The 17,262-nt window shown below is 70.2% G+C and carries 13 protein-coding genes; 9 read left to right on the top strand and 4 right to left on the bottom strand.

Going from position 1 to position 17,262, the window contains the following annotated elements:
- Nucleotides 1-7: 7 nt before the first annotated feature.
- Nucleotides 8-4,477, top strand: a complete 4,470-nt coding sequence (locus DMP23_RS03375) for a hypothetical protein (protein ID WP_337820136.1) — start codon at nucleotides 8-10, stop codon at nucleotides 4,475-4,477.
- Between the two features lie 48 nt (nucleotides 4,478-4,525).
- On the opposite strand, the gene DMP23_RS03370 is transcribed toward DMP23_RS03375, so the two are convergent.
- Nucleotides 4,526-5,506, bottom strand: coding sequence for a YncE family protein (locus DMP23_RS03370; RefSeq protein WP_337820135.1), 981 nt, complete (start codon nucleotides 5,504-5,506; stop codon nucleotides 4,526-4,528).
- A 114-nt stretch (nucleotides 5,507-5,620) separates the two neighbouring features.
- Here DMP23_RS03370 and DMP23_RS03365 point away from each other — a divergent pair, with 114 nt between their 5' ends.
- Both DMP23_RS03365 and DMP23_RS03360 read left to right on the top strand, forming a co-directional pair.
- Nucleotides 5,621-6,511, top strand: coding sequence for a LysR family transcriptional regulator (locus tag DMP23_RS03365; protein ID WP_337820134.1), 891 nt, complete (start codon nucleotides 5,621-5,623; stop codon nucleotides 6,509-6,511).
- 54 nt (nucleotides 6,512-6,565) lie between these two features.
- Nucleotides 6,566-8,017 (top strand): winged helix DNA-binding domain-containing protein, encoded by a 1,452-nt coding sequence (locus DMP23_RS03360; RefSeq protein ID WP_337824353.1) that lies wholly within the window; start codon nucleotides 6,566-6,568, stop codon nucleotides 8,015-8,017.
- A 456-nt stretch (nucleotides 8,018-8,473) separates the two neighbouring features.
- Here DMP23_RS03360 and DMP23_RS03355 read toward each other — a convergent pair whose 3' ends face one another.
- On the bottom strand, nucleotides 8,474-9,160 hold the full coding sequence (locus DMP23_RS03355; RefSeq protein ID WP_037814639.1) for a hypothetical protein: 687 nt from the start codon (nucleotides 9,158-9,160) through the stop codon (nucleotides 8,474-8,476).
- Nucleotides 9,161-10,006: 846 nt separating this feature from the next.
- Between DMP23_RS03355 and gap the strand changes: the two genes are divergently transcribed.
- The 5 genes from gap to DMP23_RS03330 all read left to right on the top strand — a co-directional run bounded on the left by gap (nucleotide 10,007) and on the right by DMP23_RS03330 (nucleotide 13,802).
- On the top strand, nucleotides 10,007-11,008 hold the full coding sequence (gene gap / locus DMP23_RS03350; protein WP_037814640.1) for a type I glyceraldehyde-3-phosphate dehydrogenase: 1,002 nt from the start codon (nucleotides 10,007-10,009) through the stop codon (nucleotides 11,006-11,008).
- Nucleotides 11,009-11,013: 5 nt separating this feature from the next.
- Entirely contained in the window at nucleotides 11,014-12,228 is a 1,215-nt protein-coding gene (locus DMP23_RS03345) for a phosphoglycerate kinase (protein WP_337820133.1), read from the top strand.
- Complete coding sequence (tpiA, locus tag DMP23_RS03340; protein WP_337820132.1) at nucleotides 12,229-13,014, top strand: triose-phosphate isomerase; 786 nt, start codon at nucleotides 12,229-12,231, stop codon at nucleotides 13,012-13,014.
- 136 nt (nucleotides 13,015-13,150) lie between these two features.
- On the top strand, nucleotides 13,151-13,381 hold the full coding sequence (gene secG / locus DMP23_RS03335; protein WP_033292761.1) for a preprotein translocase subunit SecG: 231 nt from the start codon (nucleotides 13,151-13,153) through the stop codon (nucleotides 13,379-13,381).
- Between the two features lie 76 nt (nucleotides 13,382-13,457).
- A complete protein-coding gene (locus tag DMP23_RS03330; RefSeq protein WP_009075886.1) occupies nucleotides 13,458-13,802 on the top strand; it encodes an RNA polymerase-binding protein RbpA in 345 nt (114 codons plus the stop codon).
- A gap of 531 nt (nucleotides 13,803-14,333) precedes the next feature.
- Here DMP23_RS03330 and DMP23_RS03325 read toward each other — a convergent pair.
- Nucleotides 14,334-15,536, bottom strand: a complete 1,203-nt coding sequence (locus DMP23_RS03325) for a sensor histidine kinase (protein WP_162836018.1) — start codon at nucleotides 15,534-15,536, stop codon at nucleotides 14,334-14,336.
- Nucleotides 15,537-15,971: 435 nt separating this feature from the next.
- Nucleotides 15,972-16,511, bottom strand: coding sequence for a YbhB/YbcL family Raf kinase inhibitor-like protein (locus DMP23_RS03320; protein WP_337820131.1), 540 nt, complete (start codon nucleotides 16,509-16,511; stop codon nucleotides 15,972-15,974).
- A 90-nt stretch (nucleotides 16,512-16,601) separates the two neighbouring features.
- On the opposite strand from DMP23_RS03320, the gene DMP23_RS03315 reads away from it, so the two are divergent.
- A complete protein-coding gene (locus DMP23_RS03315; protein WP_337824352.1) occupies nucleotides 16,602-17,261 on the top strand; it encodes a GntR family transcriptional regulator in 660 nt (219 codons plus the stop codon).
- The last annotated feature ends 1 nt before the right edge of the window (nucleotide 17,262 follow it).

Genomic DNA, 17,262 nt, shown 5'->3' with positions numbered 1-17,262 from the left:
GACGGGAATGTACGAGCTTTCGCGGGTCCGCCTGCATTCGGTGGGCCCGGCGGGCGCCCGGTACCAGGACGTGGTGCTGGACTTCAGCGGCGTCGGGGCCACGATCACCGCGCCGAAGCAGGACGCGCTGTTCTCCGCGGGCATCCACGCCGGCGGGCCGGTGCGCCGCCCGTCGCCGGCGAGCGTGCTGTTCCTGGAGAACGGCGGCGGCAAGTCCGTGCTGATCAAGCTGATCTTCTCGGTGATGCTGCCCGGGCGGCGCCAGGTCGTCGGCACCACGAGCACGAAGGTGCTGGAGAAGTTCGTGACGGCCAAGGACGTCGCGCACGTGGTGCTGGAGTGGCTGCACGTCGAGACCGGCCAGCGGGTGATCACCGGCAAGGTGTCGGAGTGGCGCGGGCACGTGACGTCGGCGGACTCGGAAAACCTCGTCGACTCCTGGTACTGCTTCCGCCCGACCGCCGACGTCGCGCTCGATTCGCTGCCGCTGACCGAGGACGGCCGTCTGCTGACGATGTCCGGGTTCCACGACCGGATCGCGGGCGCGGCGATGGCCGAACCGGAGCTGGAGCTGTTCTGGACGCGCCGGCACCACGAGTGGACCGGGCGGCTCGACCAGCTCGGTCTCGACACCGAACTGTTCCGCTACCAGCGCGCGATGAACGCCGGCGAGGGCGAGGCGGCCGACGCGTTCCAGTTCTCCACCGACGAGGCATTCGTGGAGTTCCTGCTGCGCGCGGTGCTGTCCGAGGACGAGCCGAAGGACCTCGCCGAGGTCGTGTCGACGTACGCGAACAACCTCGCGCAGCGCGGCGATCTGATGGCGGAGAAGGAATTCGTCGAGGGTGCGCTGGAACTGCTCGGTCCGCTGGCCGAGGAGGAAGGCGTGGCCGCGGCTTCGCGCCGGATCGCCGAATCGGCGCGCGAGGATCTCGGCGAGCTGGCCGGGCGGATCCACGCGCGCAACGAGCTGGAGAACGCGCGGCTGTCGGGGCTGGAAGAACACGTCGAGGAAGTGCGGAGTGCGGAAAAGCTCGCCGAGGGCGACCATCGGCGGCTGACCGCGGGCGTCACCGAGCTGCGGCGGCTGGTCGCGGTGCTGCGGCTGGAAGAAGCGCAGATCGAACGTGAGCGCGTCGACGGCGAGCTGGCCGAGGCGAAGACGCAGGCGGAAGCGTGGCGCGAAACCGCGACCGTGCTGAACCGGTTGAACGCTGCGCGCAAGGCGAAAGACCTGCGTGAGCTGGTCGGAAACCGTGAGGAGAAGGCGAAGCCCGCGTTGGCCGCCCGGGATGCGGCGGCGGTCGCGTTGGGGCGCGGTTTGCTTTCGCTGGCTCGTGACGCGCAGCGGCAGGCGGACAAAGCCGAGGCGCACGCGGACGCGTTGCGCGCCGAAGCGGAGAAGGCGCAGGTCGAGCGGGACGAGGCGGCGAACCTGGCTGCTGGGCGCCGGGCTGAGGCGCGTGGACTGTCGTCGCGGATTGCTGAGCTGCGCGAGGAAATTTCCGAATCTGTCCGAAGTGGACTGTTGCCGTCCGGGGCGGATGTCGCCGAAGCCGCGCGGTCCGCGCGGGCGGAAGCCGAGGCCGCGGCGGCGGAATCCGTTCGCCGGGAACAGGAACTCGACCGAGTGGGCGAGGACCTGCAAGCGGCGCAGCGTTCGGTGAACGAAGCGCATCAGCTCGCCGGGTCCACTCAGGACCGTCTCGTGCGGGCGGCCGAAGACCTCGAACGCGCGCACCGGCGGACCGACGCGCTGGCCGCGGAACCGCGGTTGATGGAGCTGCTCGGCGCGGACGACGTCAAGCTGGAGAGCGATCTTCCGGTGCTGCTGCAGCGCTTGCGCGACGCGAGCGCGGCGGTGGAGAAGGAACAGACCGCGCTGCGGATGGAAGAGTCGGCCGACGAACGGGCGCTGGCCGCGCTCGGTTCGGGCGGGCTGTTGCCGCCGCCGGAGGACGTCCAGGCTGCGCTGGATGCGTTGGAGCAGGCGGGAATCACCGCGTGGTCGGGCTGGCGTTATCTGTCCAAACTGGACTCGGTGCGGCGCGACGAAGTGCTGGAGCGGATGCCGCAGCTCGTCGCCGGCGTGCTGCTGAACGACGCGGCGCAGGTGAAGCGGGCGCGGGAAGTGTTGGCGGCTTCGCGGCTGCTCCCGAGCGCGGTGATCGCGGTCGGGACCACGGACGCGTTCCAAAAGGACGGTCCGGCCGCCGCGGGTGTCGAGTTCCTCGTGCCGCCGAACCCGGCGATGTACGACGAGGAAGCCGCGGACACCGAGCGGGAAGCCGTGGCGCAGCGGCACGCCGAACGGCAGCGTCGGCTGGAGCAGCTGTCGGAGTCGCTGGCGGCTGATGGCGCGTTGACGTGGAAGCTGACCACCTGGCGCGAGGACTATCCGGCCGGGGCGATCGGGACGCTTGCTGAGCAGGCTGAAAGCGCTCGCGTCGCCCGGGAGACCGCGCAGACCGCGCTCACGCAAGCCGAGGCGGAATTCGCCCGGTTGAGCGAAAAAATCACCGCCTTGCGGGAGCGGGTCCCGGCGTTGCGGACCGCGGCAGCGGAAGCCGAGGAGAAGGCACGTCGGCTCGGCGAACTGTCCACTCGGGCCGCGCGCGTCGCGGAGTGGACCGAAGAAGTCGAGCGGGCAACGGAAATCGCGGAACGCGCGGAGTCGTCGGCGGCTGAGGCATCGGCGCGAGCGGCGCGGTTGCGCGAGCAGGCGGCGGAGGAGCAGCGGACCGCTGACGGACACCGTCGCACGGTCACGACGGCACGGTCCGAGCTGGCCGAGGTGCCGGGCGCGGCCGAGCTGCCGGAGGACGTCGAAGCGCCTTCGGAACCGGTGGACGCGTTGCGGCGCACCTTCGTGTCGGCTTCCGAGTCTTACGCGAAGGTCGAGGTCGGCAGCGATCTCCGGGCAGAGTTGGAGCAGGCGGAATCCGCTGAGGCAGCGGCCTCGTCGGCGTTGGAAGCGCTGGACGAAGAGGTCCGGGTGCGCGCGGCTGCGTTGCTGGAGACGCCGGACGGTTCGGACGCTTCCACTCGGGCGGCGGCGTTGGCGCGGGCTCGGCGGGTCGTCGACGCGCTGGAGGAGGAACGCACCGAGGCGATCGGCCAGGTGTCGACGCGCCGGGCGGAGCTGGACGTGCTGCCGTTGCAGACCGGCGTCGCGTCTCCGGCCGAGCGGCCGCGCGACATCGAGCACGGGCTCGAGCTGATCGACGCGGCGTCGCTGGAAGTGTCTGCGGCGGCCCGGAAATGGGAAGAGCTGCAGGAACGCCGGGCGGCGGCGGAAGCGACGCTGGACGCGGGCAAGGCTTCGGCGTCCGGCTTCGGATTGCTGTCGGAATCGTTGGCGCACTTGCGTTCCGAGGAACCCGCGGACGCCTACGACGGCGACGTCGAGTCCGCGCGGACCCGGTACAATCAGCTCAACACCGTCCTGAACGACGCGCAGTCGGCGGCTGATTCCGGCGACCGGCGGGTGCGCGCGGCGGCGGACCAGCTGGCGCAATACGCGACCGAGAAGCGGTTCGAAAAGCTCAGCACGCCGGTGCGGCAGCAGGTGATTTCCGTGAAGCGGGACCAGCTTCCCGCGCACGCGGCGGAATGGAGCGACGCGCTGCGGCCCCGGCTGCGGACCCTCACCGACGACCTCGCGCAGATCGACCGGCACCGCGGCGGCATCATCACGCGGCTGCAGGGGATGGTCGAAGGCGCGTTGCGCACCCTGCGGTCGGCGCAGCGGGTGTCGCGGCTGCCGGACGGACTCGGCGACTGGTCCGGCCAGGAGTTCCTGCGGATCCGGTTCACCGAGCTGGAAGACCATGTGCTGGCGGAAAAACTGGGCGAGGTCGTCGACGAGGCGGCCGCGGGCAAGACCGCCGACGGCCGCGACGTGAAGCGCGACGGGCTGTCGCTGGTGCTGCGCGGGGTGCACGTCGCCGCGCCCAAGGGGTACCGGGTCGACATGCTCAAGCCGGACTCCGTGCTGCGCACCGAACGCCAGCGGGTGTCGGAGATCCGCGACGTGTTCTCCGGCGGCCAGCAGCTGACCGCGGCGATCATTCTGTACTGCACGCTGGCCGCGTTGCGCGCCAACAACCGGGGCAAGGCGCGGAACCGGCATTCGGGCGTGCTGTTCCTGGACAACCCGATCGGCCGTGCGTCCGCCGGATACCTGCTGGAACTGCAGCGGGCCGTCGCGGAGGCGCTGGGCGTGCAGCTTATCTACACGACGGGCCTGTTCGACGCGGGCGCGCTGGCGGAATTCCCGCTGATCGTGCGGCTGCGCAACGACGCGGACCTGCGGGCCGGGCGCAAGTACCTGTCGGTGGACGCGACGATCCGGAATTCCCTCGACGACCTCGGGGATCCAGACGGGGTCGCCCGGCTTTCGGCGACGCGGATGTTCAGCCGGGGGCCTTCCGCTCCCGCAGTGGACTCGTCTGCCGAAGAAGAACAACCGGCCTGACGGCTGGCGCGCGGTCTGCCCGGGCGGCACACCGCGCGCCGAGACCCGTCAGCTGATGGGTACGTACGCCAGCCCGTGACCGCCTGCCGCCCCGGCCGCTTCAGTGTCCAATGTGGTCACCAGGGTGCGGGTCTCGAGATCGATGACCTCCACCTCGGTCGATGCCGCCCCTGACACGAACGCGATCCGGCCGTCCGGGTCGGCGAGAATCGCGAGCGGAAACTCCGTCCGCAGCTCCATGGACCCGAGCAGTTCGTGGCTGGTCGCCGAAAACGCCAGCAACCGCTCGCCCAGCTCGGCGGCCAGCACCTCGCCGGACGCCGGGCAATGGATCGGCAGCACCGGATGTTCCGTCGGCAACAGGGTTTCTAGAGTCCCGGTGACCGCGTCGAACACCCGGATCCCGGGTGCCGCGCGAACCGGCTCGGTCCCGTTTTCCAGATACGGAGCCGCGACGTACAGCCGCTTGCCGTCCCGGGAGACTTCCAGCCCTTCACTGCCGGGCAGAGAGATTTTCTCGACCTCGCCACTGTCCAGGTCCACAAAGGACACGAACGGTGCTTCCTTGTTGGTCACGAACCCGCGCCGCCCGTCCGGACTCATGGCGACCCAATGCGGCCCCGGCGCGCCGGTCGCGAGATGCCGGACCTGCTGCCGCGTCGCGGTATCGACGACCACCAGACCGCCCTCGCTTTCCGGGCCGGCCTCGACCGTCACATACAGCAGCCCGCGCGTCGGATCGATCGTCAGACCGTGCGGCGCGTGATCCGGCGAGAGATCGACGACCTCCAGGACCTCGCGCGAATCCGGATCGATCGCGGTCAGCTCGGTCGCTCGTTCGCCATGGCTGTGGTACGCCCCGTGGCGGTACGCGCTCGCGGTCCAGACGAGGCGGTGGACGGGGTCGAAGCACAGGTCGTGCGGCTGCGCAGGCACCTCGACGGTGCCGAGGTGCTTCCCGGACCCGACGTCGAAGAAGGCGACCGCCGGCCCCTTCGCTCCCGCGACCGCGAGTATCGCTTCTCGCATTGGCTCTCTCCTTGTGTTCGGCTACGAGATCCACTCTGGGCGGCCGCGGATTGCGCGTCGATGCAAGAATCGGCACGGAATTCTTCCGCTGAACGCAAACCTTCCGGGACGGCCATGGACCTGAACCTCTTGCGCGTGCTGGACGTCCTGCTCCAGGAAGGCAGCGTCACGCGCGCCGCGGCCAGGCTGGGCAGCTCGCCCGCCGCGGTGAGCCGAACGCTCGCCAAACTGCGCCGCGCCGCCGGCGACCCTTTGCTGGTCCGCGCAGGTCAAGGCCTAGTCCCGACCCCGCGCGCGCTGGAACTGAAAGACGAAGTCGCCGCCCTGGTGCACCGCGCCGACCGCATCCTCGGCCCCGGCCCTGGTTTCGTCCCCGCTGACCTCCGCCGCACGTTCACCGTCCAGGCGACCGACCTGGTCGTGAGCGGCCTCGCTGGCTCTTTGACCGCCCGCCTCCGCGCCGAAGCCCCGCACGTCGAGGTCATCTTCGTCCCGGAGTCCACAGAGGACAGCGGAGCCTTGCGCGACGGCCGGGTAGACCTGGAAATCGGCGCCGCCGGTCACCACGACCCGGAAACCCGCACGGAGCCGTTGGTGCACTCGACGGTCCTGGGCATTGCGCGCCAAGGGAATCCGCTCTTCTCTGCCCCCATCGATCCGGTTTCCTTCGCCGCCGCCGACCACATCGGCATCTCCCGCCGAGGCAAGCAGCAAGGCCCGATCGACGCCGCCCTCGCCCGGCTGGGCCTGCACCGCCGAGTCGCCGCGGTCGTCCCCGGCCACCCGAGCGCCCTGATTTTGGCGAGCGAAAGCGACCTGGTGACCATCGGCATCGCAGGCTGGCTGGACCCGTTGCTGGCCGCTCTGGGCCTGCTGACGTTCGCCATCCCGCTCGACCTGCCGCCCGTCGAACTGGGCCTGGCCTGGCATCCCCGGACGGCAGCCGATCCCGCCCAGGCCTGGTTCCGGAACCACGTGCGCGCCGCACTGCTCGCATCCTCCTGACCAGCGCGGATGCGTTTTTTGTCGGACCTAGCTGGTAGGAATCAAGTCGTGAAGATGACCCTCGCCCAACGCCGGGCCCGCCTCGGCATACGCCACCACCTCGCGGCACGGGCGACGACCGTCGAGGAAGCAGTCGACGGCGTCGTCGCGCTGCACGCCACCGATCCCGCTTCGGTGTACCTGTCCGCCTGGTCGCGCGTGCGTGACGTCTCGATCGCCGACGTCGAGGACGCGCTGTACTCCCGGCGCACCCTGCTGCGCATCCTGGGCATGCGGCGCACCGTTTTCGTCACCGACGTCGCCACTGCCGGTGCGGTGCAAGCCGCGTGCTCATACGACGTCGCCGCCCGGCAACGCCGCTTGCTCGAGAAGCAGCTGGGCACCCTGGGCCATCCGGAGAACGTCGCGCGTCCCGGCGAATGGCTGGACGAGGTCATGGCGAGCGTCGAAAAAGCCTTGCACGCCAGGGGATCGGCGACCGCTCAGCAACTCGCGGACGACGAACCGCGCCTGCGGCAGCAACTGCTGATGGCGAAGGGAAAACCGTACGAGTCGATCGGCAACGTCACCAGCCGAGTGCTGTTCCAGCTGGCTGCGGAAGGCCACATCGTGCGCGGACGCCCGCGGGGGAGTTGGCAGAGTACGCAGTACCACTGGTCCCCGTTGACCGATTGGCTGGCAAGCGCTGAGGGGTCGGCTGGTTCTGGCGCTGGCCGTGGAGCCAAAACCGGTGCTGGCTCTGGCCCCGGCGCTGGGTCCGGCAGCCCCGCCCTCGTTCCCGCCGACTCGCCGGGCCCCTCGAGCTCTGCTGCTGGCAATCCGCACCACGCCGTTCCCGGCGTCGCGGGCTCGGGTTCTGGAACCAGCGGGCCAGGCCGCTCCGAACTCGGCGCCGCCGGACAACCAAACGGCTCGGACTTGGGCACCATCGGCGGGTCCCCCGACTGGCCAGGCCTCTCCGAAGACGGAGCCCGAGCCACCCTGGCCCGTCGATGGCTGCACGCCTTCGGCCCCGCCCCGGTCGCCGACCTCCGGTGGTGGACCGGGTGGACGGCAGGTCAGACGAAAAAGGCCCTGACCGCCGTCGCCCCCGCCGAGGTCGACCTGGACGGCGAACCAGCGATCGCCCTGCCCGACGACCTGGCCCCCGTCGCCGCTCCCGACCCGTGGATCGCCCTGCTCCCGGCCCTCGACCCGACCGCGATGGGCTGGCAGTCCCGAGACTGGTACGTCGGCCCGCACCGCCCCGCCCTGTTCGACCGCAGCGGCAACATCGGCCCGACGGTCTGGAGCGACGGCCGCATCGTCGGAGCCTGGTGCCACCGCCCGTCGGGAGAAGTCGCGGTCCGCCTGCTGGAGGACATCGGAACCGAGAAGACCGCCGCGGTGGACGCCGAGGCGGCCCGGCTGAGCGACTGGCTGGGGGAGGCGCGAGTGGTGCCGAAGTTCCGCACCCCGGTGGAGAAGGAGCTGGCTGAGCAGGGAGGCAAGGAACTGGCCGGGTAGCGGGGTCGCATTCCGCCGCCGAGAACCGTGGCCGGGCCGAGAATGCGCCGGGCCCCGCTGCCGAGCCCCGCTGCCGGGCCCCGATGGAGGCCGAGGCCGCCTGCCCAAGCCCGCGCCTGCCCAGGCCAGTCACCCGGGTCCGCGGTCGCCCGGGCCTGTCAGCTGGCTAGTCCGGTCGTCCAGGTCCGCAGTCGCCCGGGCCCGCACCTGCCTAGGCCAGTCGCCCAGGCCCGCGGCCGCCCGGGCGCGCCAACTGGCTAGTCCGGTCGCCCAGGCCCGCGGCCGCCTGGGTCTGCCAGCTGCCTAGCCCAGTCGTCCAGGTCCGCAGTCGCCCAGGCTCGCCAACTGCCCGGGCTTGCCCGGCACTTCGATCTGCCTTCCCATCAATCAGCCCGGCCGACCAGCCCGCGCCGCCCCACCGAAATCCGGCCAGCCAGACCCTGCCGGAACAGCCCCTCATTTATTCACCTTGAACGATTTCAGGATCTCGTCCTTGTCCGCCGCGGTCAGGTTCCGGTACCCGTCGATGGTCAAGGTCGGATCCATGAGGTAGTAGCAGATCACGGCGGTCACCGGTTTCCCGCCGGAATCCTTGGCGGGCAGCGCCACGAAGACCATGCCGTTGTCGAAATCGGGGTCGGTGTTGACACCGCCGTCGCAGTCGGCGACTCCGTGGTGCGCGGGACGGACGGAATACTTGTACCCCTGGACCCCGTCGATGTTCACCTCGCCCCATTGGCCGTGCTCGCCGTTGTTGACGTCTTGGAATTTGAAGCCGGTGGTCATCTCGTAGAACGACGGGATGATCTGCTGGAACAGCTTCAGCGCCGCGTCCTTGCCGGCACTGGCGCTGGCCGGGTACGCGGCGGTGAAGATGGACGCCTTGGTGACCTGGGCCTGCGAGGGTTTCCCGTCCTTGGTGCCGTGGCAGTCGCCGATGCCGTACTGCAGCATCTTCCATTCGCCGCCGCCCATGGTCAGCCGGGCGGAGAAGGGGGTCCACTCGTCGCTGACCTCGTACTGAAGGCCGGCCGCGTCGTCCGCGACCGGCTGGACTCCGGTGATGTGCGTCCAGTTGACCACGACGACGAGCGCGAGAAAAGCCGCGCCGAGAGCGAATACGAGGCCGGACGGGATGAACACCAACAGCTTCTTCTTGCGGCTCCACTTCTTCCGCGGCTTCTTACCGGTCTCATCGCCCTCCGGACCGGCGTGCGGCGAAGAAACGCCGACGGGATTCCACTGCCCCGCTCCTGGCCCGGGAGGTCCCTGGGGGAATTGCGGCCGCGTCGGCTGTTGTCCCGGATACCCGCCCTGCCCCTGACCGGGATACCCGGGATACCCGGGATACCCGGAATACCCGGAATGCTCCGGATAACCCGGACGGCCGGCTTGCCCTTGAGGGTTCTGATACGGCGGATACCCGCTTGGCTGCATTGCGCGATTCCTCCCCTGGCCGCCTTCCGGCGCATCGCGGAAGTGCGTGTTGATCAAGGAAGTTTATGAGGTCCGGGAGCCGGCTGTACCGCGTTCGGCGATAGTCGGCGCCGCCCGGGCCGGAGGCAACCGGGGGCGGTCCGCGCCGGGCATCACGGACCGGCGGCCACGGGGAGTCCGGCAGCTGTCCGGAAGGCCGCGGTCCGTCGGGGACCGTCCCGGCCACCCGCCCGACAGCGTGAACCGGGGCACCAAGACCGATCAAGCCACTGGTCCGCTCCCTCCCCCTGGCACCGCGGGAGCGTCCGCCCCGTTTCCGGTCCTCACCCGGCTGAGCTGGGTTCTTAATCGATTCTTGACGTCTCCCGGCAGTGGTGGAAGTCTCGTCAGGGCAGTCCGGGGCAACGGGGCCCGCACGCTAGGGTTGCACCGATTCCGGAAGTCGCAGAAGTCGTCCGGGGCGGGCGCCCCGGGGAACTTCCGCAGTGACCAACTTCAGCGGTCGGCGGCCGGCGCGCCGCCGCCGTGATCAACACCAGAGGAGTGGCAGCAGTGACCGTTCGCGTAGGTGTCAACGGCTTCGGCCGGATCGGCCGCAACTTCTTCCGTGCCGTGAAGGCGAGCGGTCACGACATCGAGGTCGTCGCGTTCAACGACCTCGGCGACGTCGCCACCATGGCCCACCTGCTCAAGTACGACTCGATCCTCGGCCGCTTCCCGGGCGAGGTCAGCGTCTCCGACGAGGGCATCGTCGTCGACGGCAAGACCATCAAGGCCCTCGCCGAGCGCGACCCGGCCAACCTGCCCTGGGGCGACCTGGGCGTGGACGTCGTCGTCGAGTCGACCGGCTTCTTCACCAACGCCGACGCCGCCAAGGCGCACATCGCCGGCGGCGCGAAGAAGGTCATCATCTCCGCGCCCGCCAAGGGCGAGGACCTGACCGTCGTCCTCGGCGTCAACGACGACAAGTACGACGGCTCGCAGACGATCATCTCGAACGCGTCCTGCACCACCAACTGCCTCGGCCCGCTGGCCAAGGTCCTCAACGACGCCTTCGGCATCGAGCAGGGCCTGATGACCACGATCCACGCCTACACGCAGGACCAGAACCTGCAGGACGGCCCGCACAAGGACCTGCGCCGCGCCCGCGCCGCCGCCCTGAACGTCGTCCCGGCCTCCACCGGCGCGGCCAAGGCGATCGGCCTCGTGCTGCCGGAGCTGCTCGGCAAGCTGGACGGCTACGCGCTGCGCGTCCCGGTCCCGACCGGCTCGGCCACCGACCTCACCGTGACCCTCAAGAAGTCCGCCACGGTCGAGGAGATCAACGCCGCCTACAAGGCCGCCGCCGAAGGCCCGCTGGCCGGCATCCTGAAGTACTCGGTCGACCCGATCGTGTCCTCGGACATCGTCACCGACCCGGCGTCCTGCATCTACGACTCGCCGCTCACCAAGGTGATCGGCGACCAGGTCAAGGTCGTCGGCTGGTACGACAACGAGTGGGGCTACTCCAACCGCCTCGCCGACCTGATCAAGCTCGTCGGCTCGAAGCTCTGAACCTGATGAGCGTCAAGAACCTCGACGACCTGCTGGGCGAGGGCGTTCAGGGCCGCTACGTGCTGGTGCGCAGCGACCTGAACGTCCCGCTCGACGGGTCGGCCATCACCGACGACGGCCGGGTCCGCGCCGCGCTGCCGACGATCAAGAAGCTCGCCGACGCGGGCGCGAAGGTCGTCGTCACCGCGCACCTGGGCCGCCCCAAGGGCGAGCCGGACCCGAAGTTCACGCTCGCCCCGGTGGCGAAGCGGCTCAGCGAGCTGCTCGGCGCCGAGGTCCCGCTCGCCGGCGACCTCGTCGGCGAGTCGGCGAAGTCGCTGACCGCCGGTCTGGCCGACGGCAGCGTCGTCCTGCTGGAGAACGTGCGTTTCGACGCGCGCGAGACCAGCAAGGACGCCGTCGACCGGTCCGAGCTGGCGGCCGAGCTGGCCGCGCTGACCCCGGGCGGAGCGTTCGTCTCCGACGGCTTCGGCGTCGTGCACCGCAAGCAGGCCTCGGTCTACGAGATCGCCGCGGTGCTCCCGGCGTACGCGGGCGGCCTCGTGCTGGCCGAGCTCGACGTGCTGAAGAAGCTCACCGACGACGTCAAGCGGCCGTACGTGGTCGCGCTCGGCGGCTCGAAGGTGTCCGACAAGCTCGGCGTCATCGCGAACCTGCTCACCAAGGTCGACCGGCTGCTCATCGGCGGCGGCATGGCGTACACGTTCCTCAAGGCCAAGGGCTGCGAGGTCGGCACGTCGCTGCTCCAGGAGGACCAGCTCGACCAGGTCAAGGGCTTCCTCGCCGAGGCCGAGAAGCGCGGCGTCGAACTGGTGCTGCCGGTCGACGTGCTCGCGGCCGACGGGTTCGCCGCCGACGCGGCGCACGAGGCCGTCGACGTCACCGCCATCCCGGCCGACCGCATGGGCCTCGACATCGGCCCGCGCAGCGCCGAGCTGTTCGCGCGGAAGCTCGCCGACGCGGCGACCGTCTTCTGGAACGGCCCGATGGGCGTCTTCGAATTCGAGGCGTTCGCCGGCGGCACCCGCGCGGTGGCCGAGGCGCTCGTCAAGAGCGACGCGTTCACCGTGGTCGGCGGCGGCGATTCGGCCGCCGCGGTCCGTCAGCTGGGCCTGCCCGAGGACGGCTTCTCGCACATCTCCACCGGCGGCGGCGCCTCGCTGGAGTACCTGGAAGGCAAGGAGCTGCCCGGCGTGGCGGCGCTGGAGGGGAAGAACTAAGTGGCACGCAAGCCCCTGGTGGCAGGCAACTGGAAGATGAACCTCAACCACCTCGAGGCCATCGCCCTGGTGCAGAAGATCGCCTTCGCGCTGCCGGAGAAGTACTACGCGAAGGTGGACGTGGCCGTGCTGCCGCCGTTCACCGACATCCGCAGCGTGCAGACGCTCGTCGACGCCGACAAGCTCTCCCTCACCTACGGCGCGCAGGACCTGTCGCCGCAGGACTCGGGCGCGTTCACCGGCGACATCTCCGGCCCGATGCTGGCGAAGCTGGGCTGCAGCTTCGTCACCGTCGGGCACTCGGAGCGGCGCGCGATCCACGGTGAGACCGACGAGCTGGTCAACAAGAAGGTCAAGGCCGCGCTCAAGCACGGCATCACGCCGATCCTGTGCGTGGGCGAGGAGCTCGAGATCCGCGAGGCGGGCGAGCACCTCGAGCACACCCGCAACCAGCTGATCGAGGGCCTCAAGGGGCTCAAGGCCGAGCAGGTGCAGGCCGCGGTGATCGCGTACGAGCCGGTGTGGGCCATCGGCACCGGCAAGGTCGCGACCGCCGCCGACGCCGAAGAGGTCTGCAAATCCCTGCGCGGGACGCTCTCGGAGAAGTACGGCGACGAGGTCGCCACCGCGGTCCGCGTGCTCTACGGCGGCTCGGTGAAGTCCGGGAACGTCTCCGAGCTGGTGGCCGCGGACAACATCGACGGGGCGCTGGTCGGCGGCGCGAGCCTCGACGGCGAGGAGTTCACCAAGCTCTGCGCGCTCGCCGCCGGTGGCCCGCTGCCCTGATCGTGGGCACTACCGGGTAGCCTGTGTGTTCGGTCCGTCACTAGAGCAGTGGACGAGTCCAGGGGTACGGTGAAGATCCGCACGCTGTGCGGGTTCGGCCGTACCCCTGCATGCTCCGACAAGCACAGAGGATGACATGAAGCTGTTCCTGCAAATCCTGTTGATCGCCTCCAGCGTCCTGCTGGTGGTGGCCGTGCTGCTGCACCGCGGCCGGGGCGGCGGCCTGTCGTCCCTGTTCGGCGGCGGGATGCAGTCGAGCCTCGCGGGGTCCAGCGTCGCCGAGAAGAACCTCGACCGGATCACGCTGCTGCTCGGGGCCATCTGGCTGATCAGCATCGTGGGTCTCGGCCTCCTGCTCAAGGTATGACCGGGTCCCCGGAAGGGGACTTGCGATCGGCGTGCCTATTGGGGGGCGCGCCGCCGATTCCAACGGGTGAGGATTCATGGTTGGCGGTAACGCGATTCGCGGCACCCGCGTGGGTGCCGGTCCTTCGGGCGAATCGGAGCGGGGTGAATCGGCGCCACGGCGCCGGGTGTCGTATTGGTGCGCGAACGGGCACGAGGCTCGCCCGTCGTTCGCGATGGACGCGGAAATCCCCGACGAATGGGACTGCCCGCGCTGCGGGCTCCCGGGCGGTCAGGACGAGCAGAATCCGCCCGCCGCGCCTCGTACCGAGCCGTACAAGACACATCTGGCTTACGTGAAGGAACGCCGCAGCGACGCCGACGGCGAGGCCATCCTCGCCGAAGCGCTCGAGCGCCTCCGCCAACGCCGCGAATTGATCTGAGGCACGGTTTCTCCGGGACCACCGGCTTCCCGTCCGCGAGGGCGAGGGCCGGTGGTTTTTTAGTTCCCGGGGTGGACTGGACCTCGGCAGGTCCAGACCACCCCCGGGCGTTCCCGTGCAGTGGGGATGCCTCGGCGGTCTGGACCGGCGAGGAGGCGGGTCTGGACCGCGGCCGGGTCGGCAGTTCGGGCGGCGGGATTGGCTGTCGTCCGGGCGGTCCAGGCGGGGAGAGGGCGGGCCTGGATCTGTGGCGCGGTTCGGAGCGCGGGACCTAGCCTGCGTGGTCCGGACCTTCAGGACCTTTGCGGGCCCGGAGACCCTCGATTTGCGCCGGGGGAGTGGCTGTCGCCCAGGCGTCTCAGTCCGGCGGAGACGCTCCCGCTCGGACCACCGGGACTGGATGCCGCCCAAGTGGTCCAGACCGCGCAGAAGCAGGTCTAGACCTCCGGAAAGGCCCGATTCCCGCTCTGGCGCCAGCAAGGCCCGGCGCGGCCAAGGCTCTTGACCGGTCCAGACCAATCCTCGCCAGGTTCAGCGGTCCAGCGGATACCGCGCCCGCACCCGGAACCCGCCGTCCTCCGTCCCGGAGGTTTCGAAGCTTCCGCCCAGCAGGCGGGCGCGTTCGGCGAGTCCGGTGAGTCCGTGGCCGCCCGACGGGAAGGCCTCGCCCGCACGGCAGGCGCGGGCGTTCTCCACCTCGATGTCCAGTGCGCCGCTCGCCGCGTGGATGCGGATGGTGGCCGTCGCGCCGGGGGCGTGCTTGTGGACGTTCGTCAGGCATTCCTGCACCGTCCGGTACGCCGCCGCCGAGACCTGGCTCGGCAGGGTGTCCGGGAGTTGCTCGACGGTCAGCTGCACCGGGACGTCGCACTCGCGGATCAGGTGGTCCAGTTCGCCGATGCCGGGCCGCGGGCCGTCGTCCCCGGAGCCGGAGCGCAGCACGCTCACCAGCGAGCGCAGTTCCTCGAGCGTCCGCGTCGACAGCTGGCGGATGACCTGCGCCGTCTCCAGCGCCGGGCCGTCCTTCGCCTGCGCCTGCAGCGCGCCGGCCTGCATGGCGATCAGCGTGATCTGGTGCGAAACCACGTCGTGCATCTCGCGGGCCAGCCGGGCGCGTTCCTCGGCGCGCACCGCGTCGGCGTGGAAGCGGCGTTCGCGGTCGCGGCTCTTGGCCAGCTCGCGCAGTTTCGCCGAGATCTCCGCGCGCGCCCCGATCAGCAGGCCGATCGCGATCGGCATCCCGGCCACCAGCACGCCGTAGATCCCGTCGAGGACGTGTTCGCGCCAGCTCAGCTCCGCGAACTCCGACAGCGGCCACCGCACGAACCGGCAGGTGAACACCAGTCCCGCGCCGACCCAGGTCTGCCAGTGCAGCTGGCGCCGCGTCGCGAGCATGCCGAGGTTGAGCATCGACGCGAGCTGCGCCCATCCGGCGAAGAACCCCGGTGCCGCGGCGAGCACCGCGAGGAACGGGAACCGCCGCCGCACCACGACCGCGAGGCACGCGGCGGCCGACAGGTAGAGCGAATAGGGCTGTGCTTTCGGCGGCACGACGAGCCAGACGTCGAGCACCGCCAGCAGCACGACCACCGCTTCGACGGCGATCGTCGCGACGAGGGGCTTCCGGAACACGGCGAACGCCCCGGTCAGGCTGACTCGCCTGTCCCGCCGGGCGGCTCCCGCGGCGGAGCTGCTCATCGAGATGCCAGGAATCGAGAGTCCCTCAGTGCTCATCGCGGCGACCCCATTCGTCTTGTGGACTTAGTGATGAGATGCTCCGGCCACCCGATCGGGACGCGCGGCGGTGAACAAATGTGCGGATGCTAACGGGAACGTGTGTGTTGCCAGTAAGTTTCACCCAGAGTGGTTCTTGTGGTGTTGTAATCTCCACAACTGCTCCAACAGGATGAACATAGCGCGGTCGACATCACCTTGTGTCGATCACATCACCTTATGTTCACCATACGGCGGTTCCCACATACTGGTGAGCCGCTTTTTGGCGCAGTGTCAGTTACTCCGTTTGCCGCCCAGGTCGACGCCGGGTCCGCGCCACGCGTACAGGGGAGAGATCACCCGTGCGGGTGGGTGGGAAGTGTCGCTGCGCAGTCGAGGGCCGCCGCGTCGTGGCGAGCACGGACGCGGCGGCCGGGTAAGCGAACGGGCTGAGGCTTACGCGGGCGTCTCCGCAGTCGCGACGAGAACCGCGCGGCCGAGCACGTGGCCGAACATGGTGAACCCGAGGACGGCGGGCGTCGCGTCGGCCTGGACGCCGATCGACGCGACATCCAGGGCGTGCACGACGACGAAGTAGCGGTGCTCGCCGTGGCCGGCGGGCGGGGCCGCGCCGATGAATCGGGCGGCGCCCGCGTCGCCGCGCAGTTGGAAAGCGCCCTCGGGGAGTCCGGAGCCGGTGTCGTCGCCCGCGCCTTCCGGCAGGTCGGTGACGGTGGCGGGGATGTCGGCGACGGCCCAGTGCCAGAAGCCGGAGCCGGTCGGCGCGTCGGCGTCGTACATCGTGACGGCGTAGCTCTTCGTGCCTTCCGGGGTGCCGGACCAGGACAGCTGCGGCGACGTGTCCTTGCCGCCGGGCACGCCGAAGATCCCGGAGAACTGCTCGGCGGACCAGGCCGCGCCGTCGGCGACGGTCGTGCTGGTGACGGTGAAGCTCGGCACCTCGGGGAGGCGCGCGAACGGGGAGTTGGCGGACATGGGTTCCTCTCAAGTGAAGCGGTGCGTCATCGACTATAACACTAATAATCGATGATTTGAGGGATCGTCTATCCTGAGGGCATGAAGCAGATGCTGTCCGAGCAGATCTACGACCAGGTCCGCGACGCGATCATGCGCGGCGAGGTCGAGCCGGGGCAGGCGCTGAAACCGCAGGAACTGGCGGCTCGGTACGAGGTCAGCCTGGCCGTGGTGCGGGAAGCGCTGGTGCGGCTGGTCGGGGAGGGCTTGGCGGAACGGCTGACGAACCGCGGGTTCGCGGTGCCCTCGCTGGCGGATCGGCGGTGGCAGGAGATCGTCGAGGCGCGCCAGACGGTCGAGCCCGCGATGCTGCGGTTGTCGGTCGCGCGCGGAGACCTGGAGTGGGAGACGCGGGTGCGCGCGGCGGGGCACCGGCTCGCCCGGACGCCGATGTATGTGCCGGACGAAGGCAGCTACTACTCCGCTGCTTGGGCGGAGGCGCACCGCTTGTTCCACCGCACGCTGCTCGACGGCTGCGGGAACGCGGTGCTGCTGGAGAATTTCGACCGGATGTGGATGGCGAGCGAACTGGCCCGGCGCTGGACGGTGCACCCCGCGTACCGGCTGCCAGTGGAGGACGTGCTCGCCCAGCACGAGGCCTTGGAACGGGCCGCGCTGAGCCGGGACCCGGAGGCGGCGGCGGGACTGTTGACGGACCACCTCGGGGCGACGGCGGCGCTGCTGACGGGGGCGGAGTCGGCGGGGGAGTAGC

It is taken from the genome of Amycolatopsis sp. A1MSW2902, from assembly GCF_017312175.1.
Taxonomy (GTDB): domain Bacteria; phylum Actinomycetota; class Actinomycetes; order Mycobacteriales; family Pseudonocardiaceae; genus Amycolatopsis; species Amycolatopsis nivea.
This window is presented reverse-complemented; position numbering and strand designations above follow the sequence as displayed.